This is a genomic window from Pseudomonas sp. CBS (assembly GCF_024734645.1).
In the GTDB taxonomy this organism is placed as follows: Bacteria; Pseudomonadota; Gammaproteobacteria; order Pseudomonadales; family Pseudomonadaceae; genus Aquipseudomonas.
Genome location: NZ_CP102929.1, coordinates 3,557,508 through 3,569,809 on the forward strand (window position 1 = coordinate 3,557,508; position 12,302 = coordinate 3,569,809).

A 12,302-nucleotide genomic window follows, 5' to 3' on the forward strand; every position below is an offset into this window, starting at 1 on the left:
CATGCAGGTGCACACTATCAGTTGAACAAGCTGTAGAAGAATAGACGGATGCTATCCCACACGCGTCGGAAGATACCACCTTCGTCGACGGCATCCAGAGCGATCAGGTCGGCGCTGTGCACCACCTTGTCGTCCAGCTTCACTTCGACCTTACCGATGACATCGCCCTTGGCGATCGGTGCGACCAGCTGCGGGTTCATGGTCATGCTGGCCACCAGCTTCTTGAGCTGGCCTTTAGGCATGGTCAGGGTCAGGTCTTCAGCCAGGCCGGCCTTGACTTGATGGGTCGCGCCTTTCCACACAGGGGCTTGAGCCAGCTCGGTGCCTTTCTGGTAGAAGGTCTGAGTTTCGAAGAAACGGAAGCCATAGGTCAGCAGCTTCTGCGTCTCGGCCGCACGGGCCTGCTCGCTGTTGGTACCGAATACCACGGCAATCAGGCGCTGGCCGTCACGCACAGCGGACGACACCATGCAGTAGCCCGCTTCGTCGGTGTGACCGGTTTTCAGACCGTCGACGGTCTTGTCACGCCACAGCAACAGGTTGCGGTTAGGTTGCTTGATGTTGTTCCAGAAGAACTCTTTCTGGGAGTAGATCGCGTAGTGCACCGGGTCGACACGAATGATCGCGCGGGCCAGGATCGCCATGTCGTGAGCCGACGAGTAGTGCTCCGGGTTCGGCAGGCCGGTCGGGTTCATGAAGTGGCTGTTGGTCATGCCCAGGTCGGCCACAGTTTTGTTCATCATGTCGGCGAACGCGTCTTCGCTGCCGGCGATGTGCTCGGCCAAGGCCACGCTGGCATCGTTACCGGACTGGATGATGATGCCGTGCAGCAGGTCGCTGACAGTCACCTGCGAGCCGACCTTGATGAACATCCGCGAACCGCCGGTGCGCCAGGCGTTTTCGCTGACGGTCACCGGATCGTTTTCACCGATCTGGCCGCGACGGATTTCCAGGGTCGCGATGTAGGCGGTCATCAGCTTGGTCAGACTGGCTGGGGGCAGGCGCTGGTCACCGTTGTTCTCCACCAGCACGTTGCCGCTGGCGGCGTCCATCAGGACCCAGGCCTTGGCAGCCAGTTGCGGGGAAGCTGGCACCATTTCAACCGCCCAGGCGGCCGGGGTGATGATCAGCGAAAGAAGCAGGCACGTGCGTTTGGCTAAGGTGGTGATGTTCATCCGTCTCTCGAAATTGCTTATGGAAACTTGCCCTCGCGGGCAAAACTATTCAGACAGCCCGTCGCCAGACTGTCGCGTGTTCGGTTGTACGCCCACCCCTTGCCCCTGGGTTTTTATTGTTCAACGAGCCAACAACCAGGGTTCAAACCCGCATGCGAGCCTGAACCATCAATCCTTTGTATCGCTTATTCGGCGGTGACCACGCTGGGTTGCCCCAGGTTGGCCAGGCGCACGCTGTTCTGTACTTGCGCAACCTCGCTCGGCGAGCCGATCGGGCCCATGCGCACACGGTGCAGGGTCTGCTGGTTACGCACAATAGAGCTGATAAATACCGGCGCGTTGACCATCCCGCTGAGCTTGGACCTTAACAGCTCTGCCGCGTCCGGGTTGGCGAAAGCGCCGACTTGCAGGTACTGCCCGCCCACGGTAGACGCCCCTGGCGCTGCATGCGGAACCACGACCGTGTCCGGGGCATGCTGCGCCGGGGGTGGCGTCCACTGTTCGATCTTGCCGGCCGAAGCGGTCACTTGCGGTTGCGGGGTCTGCGGCTCGTTAAGCATCAACGGCGCCGGCTTGCCACGCTGGGCCCAGTACTGGGCCGGGTCGATGCCTTCAACCTTCACGCGCGCCGTGCCGATCTCGGCATACCCGAGCTTCTTCGCGGCGGCGTAGGACAAGTCGATGATCCGGTCCGAATAGAACGGCCCACGGTCATTGACCCGCAGGATTACCGAGCGGTTGTTGTCCAGGTTGGTCACGCGTACATAGCTGGGCAGTGGCAGGGTCTTGTGCGCCGCGCTCATGCCGTAGAGGTCATACACTTCGCCGTTGGCGGTGTTCTGGCCATGGAACTTGGTCCCGTACCAGGACGCCGTACCCGATTGCACGTAGGTCTTGGAGTCTTGCAGCGGGAAGTAGTTTTTGCCCAGCACGGTGTAGGGGTTGGCCTTGTACGGGCCGGTGTGCAGGGTCGGTGTGGCGTCCGGGATCTTCGACACATCCACATCCCACCACGGCGCGCCGTCTTTGTGGGCGCGGTTGATGTCCAGCCCCGGTTGGGAGCGGACGGCAGTGCCACCGGTTTTCTGCACCGGTGCACGGCTGGTGGAACAACTGACCACCAATAACGACAATGCGGCGTAAGCCACCAGCTTCAGGGGTTTGTACATCGGTGATACCGGCATTACTTGACGCCCCGTGCTTGGACCAGCATGTCTGACAGCTGATGCACGGCCATGGCGTACATCACACTGCGGTTATAACGCGTGATTGCGTAGAAATTCTTCAGGCCCATCCAATATTCCGGGCCGTTCTCGCCTTCAAGGCGGAACGCCGTCACCGGCATATCATCGCGTGGCGCATTCTGACTCGACCAGCCCAGCGCCCGCAACTCCCCCACCGTCTTGACGGGCTCGATACCCTGGGTCAGGCCTTCGTCGGCGCGATCACCCGTGACATCGGCGCGGATCACCACCGGCTCGCCGGCTACCCACCCATGACGCTTGAAGTAGCTGGCAACACTGCCGATGGCATCATCGGGGTTGCTCCAGATATTGATATGACCATCGCCGTCAAAGTCCACGGCGTAGGCGCGAAAGCTGCTCGGCATGAACTGCGGCAAGCCCATGGCCCCGGCGTAGGAACCCTTGAGGGTCAACGGGTCGACCTGCTCTTCACGGGCCAACAGCAGAAACTCGCGCAGCTCTTTGCGGAAGAATTCGGCACGCGGCGGGTAATCGAAGCCCAGGGTCGACAAGGCGTCGATCACCCGGTAGCTGCCGGTGTTGCGGCCGTAGAAGGTTTCGATGCCGATGATGGCCACGATCACTTGGGCCGGCACCCCGTATTCCTGCTCGGCGCGGGCCAGCACGGCTTCGTGCTGACGCCAGAAGTCCACACCACGCGCCACACGGGCATCGGTCAGGAACATCGGGCGATATTCCTTCCACTGCTTCACGCGTTCGGCGGGCCGGGAGATGGCGTCGAGAATTGCCTGCTTGCGCTGGGCCTCGCGGAACACGCCCATCAGCTGTTCACCGGCGAAACCATAGTCACGGGTCATCTCACCGACAAATTCGGCGACCTGGGGCGAGCCGTCGTAGTCGCCGGCCTGCGCTTCCTGCACAGCGGCCCCCAGCAGGCCCAACAGGCCCATCCAGGACACGTGCCGAGCAGCCCAGCCGCGCATTACTTGCATTGACATCTTCACCTTATTCAAACCTGTGCGATCCACTTACGATGGGTATGGATCGACATCAAAACCCCAAACGCTGACATCAATGTCACCAGCGAAGTTCCGCCGTAGCTAATGAACGGCAACGGCACCCCAACCACCGGCAACAGGCCACTGACCATACCGATGTTGACGAAAACGTAAACAAAAAACGTCATGGTGAGGCTGCCGGCGAGCAATTTGCCGAACAGCGTTTGCGCCTGGGCGGTAATCACCAGGCCGCGGCCGATCAGCAGCAAGTAAATCAGCAACAGTGCGCAGATGCCCACCAGGCCGAACTCCTCGCCCATCACCGCGATAATAAAGTCGGTGTGGCTTTCCGGCAAAAAGTCCAGGTGCGACTGGGTGCCCAGCAGCCAACCCTTGCCGAACACACCGCCGGAACCGATGGCGGCCTTGGACTGGATGATGTTCCAGCCGGTGCCCAGCGGATCGCTCTCCGGGTCGAGGAACGTGAGGATTCGCTGCTTCTGATAGTCGTGCATGAAAAAGAACCACATGGCCACGGCCACCGGCACGGCGGCGGCCAGCACGCTGAGGATCCAGCGCCAGCGCAAGCCACCCATAAACAGCACGAACGCGCCGCCGGCGAGGATCAGCAGCGAAGTGCCGAGGTCGGGCTGGCGCACGATCAGGATAAACGGCACCCCGATCAATATCAGGCTGATACCCACGTGCTTGAGCTGCGGCGGTAATGTGCGTTTTGACAGGTACCAGGCGATGGTCGCCGGCATCAGGATCTTCATGAATTCCGACGGCTGGAAGCGAATCACCCCTGGGATGTTGATCCAGCGGGTCGCGCCCATGGCGTTGTGACCCATGACATCCACCACCACCAGCAGCAACACCCCGGCGACATAACCCAGCGGCACCCAGCGCGCCATGAAGCGCGGCTCCAACTGGGCGATCACCACCATCGACAACAGGCCCAGGCCAAACGAGGACGCCTGCTTGATCAGCAGGTCCCAGTTCTTGCCACTGGCCGAATACAAAACAAACAGGCTGCCGGCCGCCAGGGTCAGCAGCAGGATCAGCAACGGGCCATCAATGTGCATGCGCTGCAGCAAGGTGGCGCGACGGCGCATCACATCCTCGCTGGAGAGGATGCGGTCAAAGTTACTCTTCACGGGCCGTAGCCTCCACGCTGGATGGGGTGCCGCCATATTCGGGCTTGAGCTTGCCGTCTTCGGTCAACAGCCAGGCATCCATGACTTGACGCACCACGGGCGCGGCCACGCCGGAACCGGATTCACCGTTCTCGACCATCACCGCCACGACGATCTTCGGGTTGTCGGCCGGGGCAAAACCGACGAACAAGGCGTGGTCACGGTGGCGCTCCTGAACCTTGGAGCGGTCGTACTTCTCGCCCTGCTTGATCGCGACCACCTGGGCCGTACCGCTCTTGCCAGCAATCCGGTATTGCGCGCCGACCGCCGCTTTACGCGCGGTACCCCGGGCGCCGTGCATCACTTGCTGCATGCCGTGGTTGACCTTGGTCCAGTCGGACGGGTCGCGCAGCACAATGTCGGGAATCGGGTTTTCATCCACCGGGCGTTCGCCCTCGATGGTCTTGGCCAGGTGCGGGCGGTTCCATACACCCTTGTTGGCCACCAGCGCGGTGGCCTGGGCCAGTTGCAGCGGCGTGGCCTGCATATAGCCCTGGCCGATCCCCAGGATCAGGGTTTCGCCCGGGAACCACGCCTGCCGACGGGTTGCTCGCTTCCACTCGCGGGACGGCATCAGCCCCGGGGATTCTTCAAACATGTCCAGGGAGACTTTCTGACCGAGGCCGAACTTGCCCATGTAGGCCGACAGCCGATCAATCCCCAGCTTGTGGGCCAGGTCATAGAAGTAGGTGTCGTTGGAACGCATGATCGCCGTGTCCAGGTCCACAAAGCCGTCGCCAGTGCGGTTCCAGTTACGGTATTTGTGATCGTAGTTGGGCAGCATGTAGTAGCCGGGGTCGAACACGCGGCTCGACGCCGTGACCACACCCGAGTCCAGGCCGGCAATCGCCACCGCCGGCTTGATGGTCGAGCCCGGTGGATACAGGCCGCGAAGCACGCGGTTGAACAGCGGCCGATCTATGGAATCCCGCAGCTCGGCGTAGGCCTTGAAGCTGATCCCGGTGACAAACAGGTTCGGGTCAAAACTCGGCTGACTGACCATCGCCAGCACTTCGCCAGTACTCGGGTCCAGCGCCACAACAGCACCACGGCGACCGCCCAGGGCCATCTCCGCCGCTTCCTGCAGCTTGATGTCCAGGCTCAGCACGATGTCCTTGCCGGGCACCGGGTCGGTGCGCTTGAGCACCCGCAGCACGCGGCCACGGGCGTTGGTCTCGACTTCCTCGTAACCCACCTGGCCGTGCAGTTCCGGCTCGTAGAAACGCTCGATGCCGGTCTTGCCGATATGGTGGGTGCCGCTGTAGTTGACCGGGTCGAGGGTCTTGAGCTCTTTCTCGTTGATCCGGCCCATGTAGCCGACCGAATGCGCGAAGTGCGCCCCTTGCGGGTAGTGCCGCACCAATTGCGCCACCACTTCCACACCCGGCAGCCGGAACTGGTTCACCGCGATCCGGGCGATCTGTTCTTCGGTCAGCTCGAACAGGATCGGCACCGGCTCAAACGGCCGGCGCCCCTGCTTCATGCGTTTCTCGAAGATCACTCGGTCTTCCGGCGTCAGTTGCAGCACCTCGACGATCACATCAAGGATCTGCTGCCAGTCGCCGGAACGTTCGCGGGTCATGCTCAGGCTGAAGCTGGGCCGGTTATCCGCGACCACCACGCCATTGCGGTCGAAAATCAGCCCACGGGTCGGCGGAATCGGCTGCACATGCACCCGGTTGTTTTCCGACAATGTGGAGTGATAGTCGTACTGGATCACCTGCAGGAAATACAGGCGCGCAATCAACACCCCCAGCAGTACCACCACCAAAATCGCGCCAAACACCACCCGCGCGCGTACAAGACGTGCGTCTTTCTCGTGGTCCTTGATGCGGATCGGCTGGGTCATCAGGCAGGGCGCAGATTATTTGTGGTAAGGGTGCCCGGACAGAACTGTCCAGGCGCGATACAGCTGTTCACCGATCAGGATTCTTACCAACGGGTGCGGCAGTGTCAGGGGCGACAGCGACCAGCGCTGGTCCGCCCGCGCGCACACTTCCGGCGCCAGCCCCTCGGGGCCGCCGACCATGAAGTTGACCGTGCGCGAATCCAGGCGCCAGCGATCCAGTTCCACCGCCAACTGCTCGGTGCTCCAAGGCTTGCCGTGCACTTCGAGGGTCACGATCCGCTCGTTGGGCCCGACCTTGGCCAGCATGGCTTCGCCTTCCTGACGGATAAAGCGGGCCACGTCGGCATTCTTGCCCCGGGTGTTGAGCGGTATTTCCACCAGTTCCAGCGCCAATTCGGATGGCAGGCGCTTGGCATATTCATGCCAGCCTTCTTCCACCCACTTGGGCATGCGTGAACCGACAGCGATCAGACGCAGGCGCACAGCCGTTCCTTATTCCTGGTCTTTGTTGAGCTTGTCGAAGTGCGCGTGGCCGACTTCAGGGCTGTGGTGCTTGCCATCAGCGGCACGGCTCTGCTCTGCGCCTTTCCACAGACGCTCCAGGTCGTAGAACTGACGGGCGTTGCTGGTCATCATGTGCACGATCACGTCGTCCATGTCCAACAGTACCCAGTCGCTGTCGCCCTTGCCTTCTTCACCCAATGGCTTGACGCCCTGGGCTTTGACCGCTTCGCGAACCTTGTCCAGCATCGCGCCGATCTGGCGGTTGGAGGTACCGGTGGCGATGATCATGAAGTCGGTGATGCTCTGCTTGTCGCGCACGTCCAGGACTTGAATGTCCTGGGCCTTCACGTCTTCCAGGGCAGCCACGGCAACCTTGACCAGCTCTTCGCCGGCCAGCTCAGGGCCGGTGTGGGCTTCTACTGGCAGAGGAGCGCTCTTGAACGTGCCTTTGCGCTTAACTTTGCTTACGTCTTTGTTCGTCATATAAAACTCGTTTTGCTCGTATGTTCGGGCGCTCGCTGCACGACTGTTCGTGCGTTCAAGCGCGCCTTTTCAGTTCGACGCACGGTAAAGCCCGTGCGCATCGATGTAGGCCAGGACCGCGTCAGGCACCAGGAAACGTACCGACTTCCCGCTGGCCAGCAGTTGACGGATCTGGGTGGCAGACACCGCAAGCGGGGTTTGCCAGACGAATGCAATATTCCCGCTCGGCCCGGTCAGGGCCAAAGGGTCACTTACCGACCGCGCTGCCAGCAGGTTGCGCAAGGCATCCGGCGATTCTGCGTCGGCATCCGGGCGTTGCAGCACCAGGATGTGGCAATGCTGGAGCAACTCTTCCCAGCGGTGCCAAGTGGGCAGGCCGCAAAACGCGTCCCAGCCCAAAAGTAGAAATAACTGGTCATCCGCGGCCAACTCGGCCCGCATCAGTTCCAGGGTGTCGACAGTGTAGGACGGTTTGTCGCGCTTGAGTTCGCGGTCGTCCACCACCAGCGGTGCAATGCCGGCCACCGCGAGGCGAACCATCTCCAGGCGCTGCTGCGCAGACACCTGCGGCGTGTCGCGATGGGGCGGCCGGGCATTCGGTGCCAGGCGCAGCTCATCCAGCCCGAGGGCGTCCGCGACTTCCAGTGCACTGCGCAAATGGCCGATGTGCACGGGGTCGAAGGTGCCGCCGAGCAGCCCGATGCGTTTACCCATCAAGTGCGCACATGACCGTCACCGAACACCACGTACTTCTCGCTGGTCAGCCCTTCCAGGCCAACCGGGCCGCGTGCGTGGAGCTTGTCGGTGGAGATACCGATCTCCGCCCCCAGGCCATACTCGAAACCGTCGGCAAAACGCGTCGAAGCGTTGACCATCACCGAAGCGGAATCCACTTCGTTGAGGAAACGCCGGGCGTCGCTGAAATGCTCGGTGACAATGGCGTCGGTGTGCTTGGAGCCGTAGTGGTTGATGTGTTCGATGGCCTGGTCCAGGTCGTCGACGACGCGGATCGACAGGATCGGCGCCGTGTATTCGGTGTACCAGTCCTGCTCGGTGGCTTCGATCACGTCGCTGCCGAGGATCGCCCGGGTACGTTCGCAGCCGCGCAGTTCAACGCCCTTGTCGCGGTAGATGGCAGCCAGCGGCGGCAGCACGCGATCGGCAATGCCGGCGTGCACCAACAGGGTTTCCATGGTGTTGCACGGGGCGTAGCGATGGGTCTTGGCGTTGTCGGCGATGCGGATCGCCTTGTCCAGGTCGGCGGCGATGTCGATGAACACGTGGCAGACGCCATCCAGGTGCTTGATAACTGGCACCTTGGCATCACGGCTCACGCGCTCGATCAGGCTCTTGCCGCCGCGCGGCACGATCACGTCAACGAATTCAGGCATGGTGATCAGCGCGCCAACGGCAGCGCGGTCAGTGGTCTCGACCACTTGCACCACTTCGGCCGGCAGCTCGGCCACGGCCAGGCCCTGCTGAATGCACGCGGCGATGGCACGGTTGGAATTGATGGCCTCGGAACCGCCCCGCAGGATGGTGGCATTGCCGGACTTGAGGCACAGGCTTGCGGCGTCGATGGTCACGTTCGGGCGCGACTCATAGATGATGCCGATCACGCCCAGGGGCACGCGCATCTTGCCCACCTGGATACCCGATGGCAGGTAGCGCATGTCGCGGATTTCACCGATGGGGTCAGGCAGCTTGGCCACCTGACGCAAACCTTCGATCATGTCGTCGATGCGCGCCGGCGTCAGCGCCAGGCGATCCAGCAAGGCAGGCTCCAGACCATTGGCCCGGCCGTTGGCCAGGTCTTGCTCGTTGGCGGCGGTCAGCTCGGAGCGCGAAGCATCCAGAGCGTCGGCAGCCGCCAGCAAGGCGCGGTTCTTCTGCGCCGTGCTCGCACGGGCGATCAACCGCGAGGCCTGACGGGCAGCGCGACCCAGGCGGGTCATGTAGTCAAGAACGGACTCAGTCATGGTCTGGTGGGGTCTTGGCAAAGAGGAAAGCGGCAGATTATAGCTGTGACGCCGTCCTACGGACAGCGGTGAGGGGCGGATGGTCGAAATGAACTGTAAAAACCCGACGTTCAGCGGGAATTAAGGCTGGAGTTGTTATCATCCTGTCACATTTAGCCGTATTACCTTTGATCGCCATGTCCAGTTTTTCGCCACTGATCCCCGCCAACGCCCTGCCCGACGGCTTTTTCGACCGTGACGCGCAATTGCTTGCGCGCGAATTGCTGGGAAAAGTCATTCGCCACCGTGTCGGTGATTTGTGGCTGTCGGCGCGCATTATCGAAACCGAAGCCTATTACCTCGCCGAAAAAGGCAGCCACGCGTCCCTCGGCTACACAGAAAAGCGTAAGGCTTTGTTTCTGGATGGCGGCCACATCTATATGTACTACGCCCGTGGCGGCGACTCACTGAACTTCAGCGCCCATGGCCCAGGCAATGCGGTGCTGATCAAATCGGCCTATCCGTGGGTCGACGAAGTGTCCGGCCCGGCCAGCCTGGCGCAGATGCTGTTGAACAACCCGGATGCCAGCGGCAAGCCGCGCCCCTCGCAAAAGCTGTGTGCCGGCCAGACCTTGCTGTGCAAGGCGCTGGGTTTGAAGGTGCCGATGTGGGATGCCAAACGCTTTGACCAGGAGCGTCTCTACGTGGAAGACGTGGGGCTGGCGCCGGCGCAAATCATCCAGACCACCCGCCTGGGCATCCCCGGCGGGCGCGATGAACACCTGATGTACCGCTTCGTGGATGCCGGTTATGCGCCGTATTGCACACGGAACCCGCTGCGCCGGGGCCAGGTCGAAGGCCGCGACTATTTTTTGATTTGAAACGCTAGCCCCCTGTAGGAGCGAGCTTGCTCGCGAAGAACCCGAGAGCGCCGCGCTAAACCTGATAGCCCGCGTCAGCGTTAACGACCTTCGCGAGCAAGCTCGCTCCTACAGAGGGGGCAATATTCACAAAGGGAGTTTGATTGTATGGGCCAATGGCTCGATAGCATTACCGGCTGGCTGACCCTGAACCCGCAATGGCTGGCCGTGGCGGTGTTTATCGTGGCGTGCGTGGAGTGCCTGGCCATTGCCGGCCTGATCGTACCGGGCACGGTGTTGCTGTTTGCCATCGCCGCACTGGCCGGCAGCGGCGCACTGTCCCTGGGAGAAACCCTGTTGCTGGGTTTCCTCGGTGGCTTGCTGGGTGACGTTGCTTCCTACTTCCTCGGTCGCCATTTCCACCAGAACATCCGGCGCCTGCCCGGCCTGCGGCATCACCCGGAATGGATGAGCGGCGCCGAGACTTACTTCCACAAATACGGCATTGCGAGCCTGCTGGTAGGACGCTTCATTGGCCCGCTGCGCCCGATGCTGCCGATGGTCGCGGGCATGTGCGACATGCCCTTCCCACGCTTTGCGGCCGTGAGCCTGCTGGCCGGCGCGGGATGGTCGGTGGCGTATCTGCTGCCGGGCTGGGCCACCGGCGCGGCCTTCCGCCTGCCATTGCCCGAGGGCTTCTGGCCGGAAGCCGGGATTGTCGCCGCCTGCCTGGCGGTGCTGATCGGCGTGAGCCTCAACAGCAGCCTGCGCGGCCACCGGCGCGCCACCCTGTGGATAGGCTGCATCGGCGGCACGCTGTTGCTCGCGTTGTTTATCGGCTACCCCTACCTGAACGACTTTGACCAAGGCTTGATGGCGCTGGTGCAGGAACACCGCGGCCCGGCGATCGACCGGGCGATGGTGATGGTGACCCAGCTCGGCGAGTTCAAGAAGATGTTTGTGGCCAGCGCCGTGTTGACCGGCCTGCTGGTGGTGGCGCGGCAATGGCGCCAGGCAATCTTTGTCGGCGCCACCCTGCTGGGCGCTGCGCTGATCAATACCGGCACCAAACTGTTTTTTGCGCGGATGCGCCCTGAAGTGCTGACCGACCCGCTCACCAGCTTCAGCATGCCCAGCGGCCATGCGTCCGGCTCGTTCGCGTTCTTCCTGGCCTTGGCGGTGCTGGCCGGCCGTGGTCAGCCGACCCGCCTGCGCCTGACCTGGCTGGTGCTCGGCTGCATCCCCGCCGCCACCATCGCCGTCTCCCGGGTCTACCTGGGCGCGCATTGGCCGACAGACATTCTGGCTGGCACTCTGCTGGCAATGACGGTCTGCGCCTTCAGCCTGACGTTAAGCCAGCACCGCAGCCCGCTGCCACCGATGCCGCCGAAAGCCTGGTGGCTGATCTTGCCGGTGTGTGGCGCGGTGCTCGGGTTCATTGCGTTTACCGGCACCTCTCACGCGCTGCTCAGGTACGCCTACTGAGTAAACAGTTCACCCTGCAACTCATCCAACAACAGCTGGATCGCATCCAGACGCTGTTGCGGGTCATCGAGTTGCAGCAGGTCGATCTTGTCGGCTTCGGTAAAGGGCAGCAGGTAGGCCAGCTGATTGGCCAAGGCTTGCTGGCCATCGGCGTGGGTGCCCATGTCCAGGGACGCCACCATCGGGTGCTCGGCCAGGGCATGAAGCAACGCCAGCAAGTCGGCGTCTTCCTCTTCCAGGGGCTGCTCGGGATGCTCGTCCAGCCATTGCACCTCGGCCACCAGCAGTTGGTCCTTCTGCACACCGGCGTCACGTACGCGGAAACGCCGGCCACCTTCGACCCGAATCCCCAGCAGGCCATTGTCCTGCTGCTTGAAGTCGCGGATCAGCGCTTCGCAGCCAATCAACGCGTAGCCATCCGGCGCCAGCCCGACTTCCTTGCCGTCGAGGATGCACACTACGCCAAAGCTTTCGCCCTTCTTCATGCAGCGGCTGATCATGTCCAGATAGCGCGCCTCGAACAATTGCAGGTCGAGGGTGCACCCAGGGAACAGCACGGTATTGAGCGGGAAAAGCGCCAGACTCATAA

12 protein-coding genes are annotated in these 12,302 nt (G+C 62.3%); 2 read left to right on the forward strand and 10 right to left on the reverse strand.

Going from position 1 to position 12,302, the window contains the following annotated elements; genetic code table 11:
• Positions 1–17: 17 nt before the first annotated feature.
• The 9 genes from NVB75_RS16225 to NVB75_RS16265 all read right to left on the reverse strand — a co-directional run bounded on the left by NVB75_RS16225 (position 18) and on the right by NVB75_RS16265 (position 9,389).
• Complete coding sequence (locus NVB75_RS16225; RefSeq protein ID WP_017476252.1) at positions 18–1,175, reverse strand: D-alanyl-D-alanine carboxypeptidase family protein; 1,158 nt, start codon at positions 1,173–1,175, stop codon at positions 18–20.
• 185 nt (positions 1,176–1,360) lie between these two features.
• On the reverse strand, positions 1,361–2,359 hold the full coding sequence (locus NVB75_RS16230) for a septal ring lytic transglycosylase RlpA family protein (protein ID WP_258348399.1): 999 nt from the start codon (positions 2,357–2,359) through the stop codon (positions 1,361–1,363).
• Positions 2,359–3,372 carry a lytic murein transglycosylase B gene (gene mltB, locus NVB75_RS16235; protein ID WP_063026905.1) on the reverse strand — a complete coding sequence of 338 codons (1,014 nt, stop codon included), beginning with the start codon at positions 3,370–3,372 and terminating at the stop codon, positions 2,359–2,361. Before mltB ends, NVB75_RS16230 begins: the two co-directional genes overlap by 1 nt.
• Before the next feature lie 17 nt (positions 3,373–3,389).
• Complete coding sequence (gene rodA, locus NVB75_RS16240) at positions 3,390–4,493, reverse strand: rod shape-determining protein RodA (protein WP_050543221.1); 1,104 nt, start codon at positions 4,491–4,493, stop codon at positions 3,390–3,392.
• 31 nt (positions 4,494–4,524) lie between these two features.
• The gene (gene mrdA, locus NVB75_RS16245) at positions 4,525–6,423 is read right to left on the reverse strand and encodes a penicillin-binding protein 2 (protein ID WP_258348401.1); all 1,899 of its coding nucleotides are present in this window, start codon (positions 6,421–6,423) and stop codon (positions 4,525–4,527) included.
• Between the two features lie 15 nt (positions 6,424–6,438).
• Positions 6,439–6,906, reverse strand: a complete 468-nt coding sequence (gene rlmH, locus NVB75_RS16250) for a 23S rRNA (pseudouridine(1915)-N(3))-methyltransferase RlmH (RefSeq protein ID WP_003185785.1) — start codon at positions 6,904–6,906, stop codon at positions 6,439–6,441.
• A 9-nt stretch (positions 6,907–6,915) separates the two neighbouring features.
• Positions 6,916–7,410, reverse strand: coding sequence for a ribosome silencing factor (gene rsfS / locus NVB75_RS16255; protein ID WP_003215432.1), 495 nt, complete (start codon positions 7,408–7,410; stop codon positions 6,916–6,918).
• 69 nt (positions 7,411–7,479) lie between these two features.
• Positions 7,480–8,124, reverse strand: coding sequence for a nicotinate-nucleotide adenylyltransferase (gene nadD, locus NVB75_RS16260; protein WP_003215431.1), 645 nt, complete (start codon positions 8,122–8,124; stop codon positions 7,480–7,482).
• Positions 8,124–9,389: a glutamate-5-semialdehyde dehydrogenase gene (locus tag NVB75_RS16265; protein WP_258348403.1), complete on the reverse strand. Its 1,266-nt coding sequence runs from the start codon at positions 9,387–9,389 to the stop codon at positions 8,124–8,126. Before NVB75_RS16265 ends, nadD begins: the two co-directional genes overlap by 1 nt.
• Positions 9,390–9,565: 176 nt before the next feature.
• Between NVB75_RS16265 and NVB75_RS16270 the strand changes: the two genes are divergently transcribed.
• Positions 9,566–10,249, forward strand: coding sequence for a DNA-3-methyladenine glycosylase (locus tag NVB75_RS16270; RefSeq protein WP_218263839.1), 684 nt, complete (start codon positions 9,566–9,568; stop codon positions 10,247–10,249).
• A gap of 147 nt (positions 10,250–10,396) precedes the next feature.
• A complete protein-coding gene (locus NVB75_RS16275; RefSeq protein WP_258348405.1) occupies positions 10,397–11,713 on the forward strand; it encodes a bifunctional DedA family/phosphatase PAP2 family protein in 1,317 nt (438 codons plus the stop codon).
• Here NVB75_RS16275 and NVB75_RS16280 read toward each other — a convergent pair.
• The gene (locus NVB75_RS16280) at positions 11,707–12,300 is read right to left on the reverse strand and encodes an LON peptidase substrate-binding domain-containing protein (RefSeq protein WP_017476259.1); all 594 of its coding nucleotides are present in this window, start codon (positions 12,298–12,300) and stop codon (positions 11,707–11,709) included. The genes NVB75_RS16275 and NVB75_RS16280 overlap by 7 nt on opposite strands.
• Positions 12,301–12,302: the final 2 nt, after the last annotated feature.

What these genes read in the sequence shown, in the direction of transcription:
- NVB75_RS16275 (WP_258348405.1), top strand. Translation starts at nt 10,397, where the DNA reads ATGGGCCAATGGCTCGATAGCATTACCGGCTGGCTGACCCTGAACCCG.
- mltB (WP_063026905.1), bottom strand. Translation starts at nt 3,372, where the DNA reads ATGCAAGTAATGCGCGGCTGGGCTGCTCGGCACGTGTCCTGGATGGGC.
- NVB75_RS16230 (WP_258348399.1), bottom strand. Translation starts at nt 2,359, where the DNA reads ATGCCGGTATCACCGATGTACAAACCCCTGAAGCTGGTGGCTTACGCC.
- NVB75_RS16225 (WP_017476252.1), bottom strand. Translation starts at nt 1,175, where the DNA reads ATGAACATCACCACCTTAGCCAAACGCACGTGCCTGCTTCTTTCGCTG.
- NVB75_RS16280 (WP_017476259.1), bottom strand. Translation starts at nt 12,300, where the DNA reads ATGAGTCTGGCGCTTTTCCCGCTCAATACCGTGCTGTTCCCTGGGTGC.
- rodA (WP_050543221.1), bottom strand. Translation starts at nt 4,493, where the DNA reads ATGCGCCGTCGCGCCACCTTGCTGCAGCGCATGCACATTGATGGCCCG.
- mrdA (WP_258348401.1), bottom strand. Translation starts at nt 6,423, where the DNA reads ATGACCCAGCCGATCCGCATCAAGGACCACGAGAAAGACGCACGTCTT.
- nadD (WP_003215431.1), bottom strand. Translation starts at nt 8,124, where the DNA reads ATGGGTAAACGCATCGGGCTGCTCGGCGGCACCTTCGACCCCGTGCAC.
- NVB75_RS16270 (WP_218263839.1), top strand. Translation starts at nt 9,566, where the DNA reads ATGTCCAGTTTTTCGCCACTGATCCCCGCCAACGCCCTGCCCGACGGC.
- NVB75_RS16265 (WP_258348403.1), bottom strand. Translation starts at nt 9,389, where the DNA reads ATGACTGAGTCCGTTCTTGACTACATGACCCGCCTGGGTCGCGCTGCC.
- rsfS (WP_003215432.1), bottom strand. Translation starts at nt 7,410, where the DNA reads ATGACGAACAAAGACGTAAGCAAAGTTAAGCGCAAAGGCACGTTCAAG.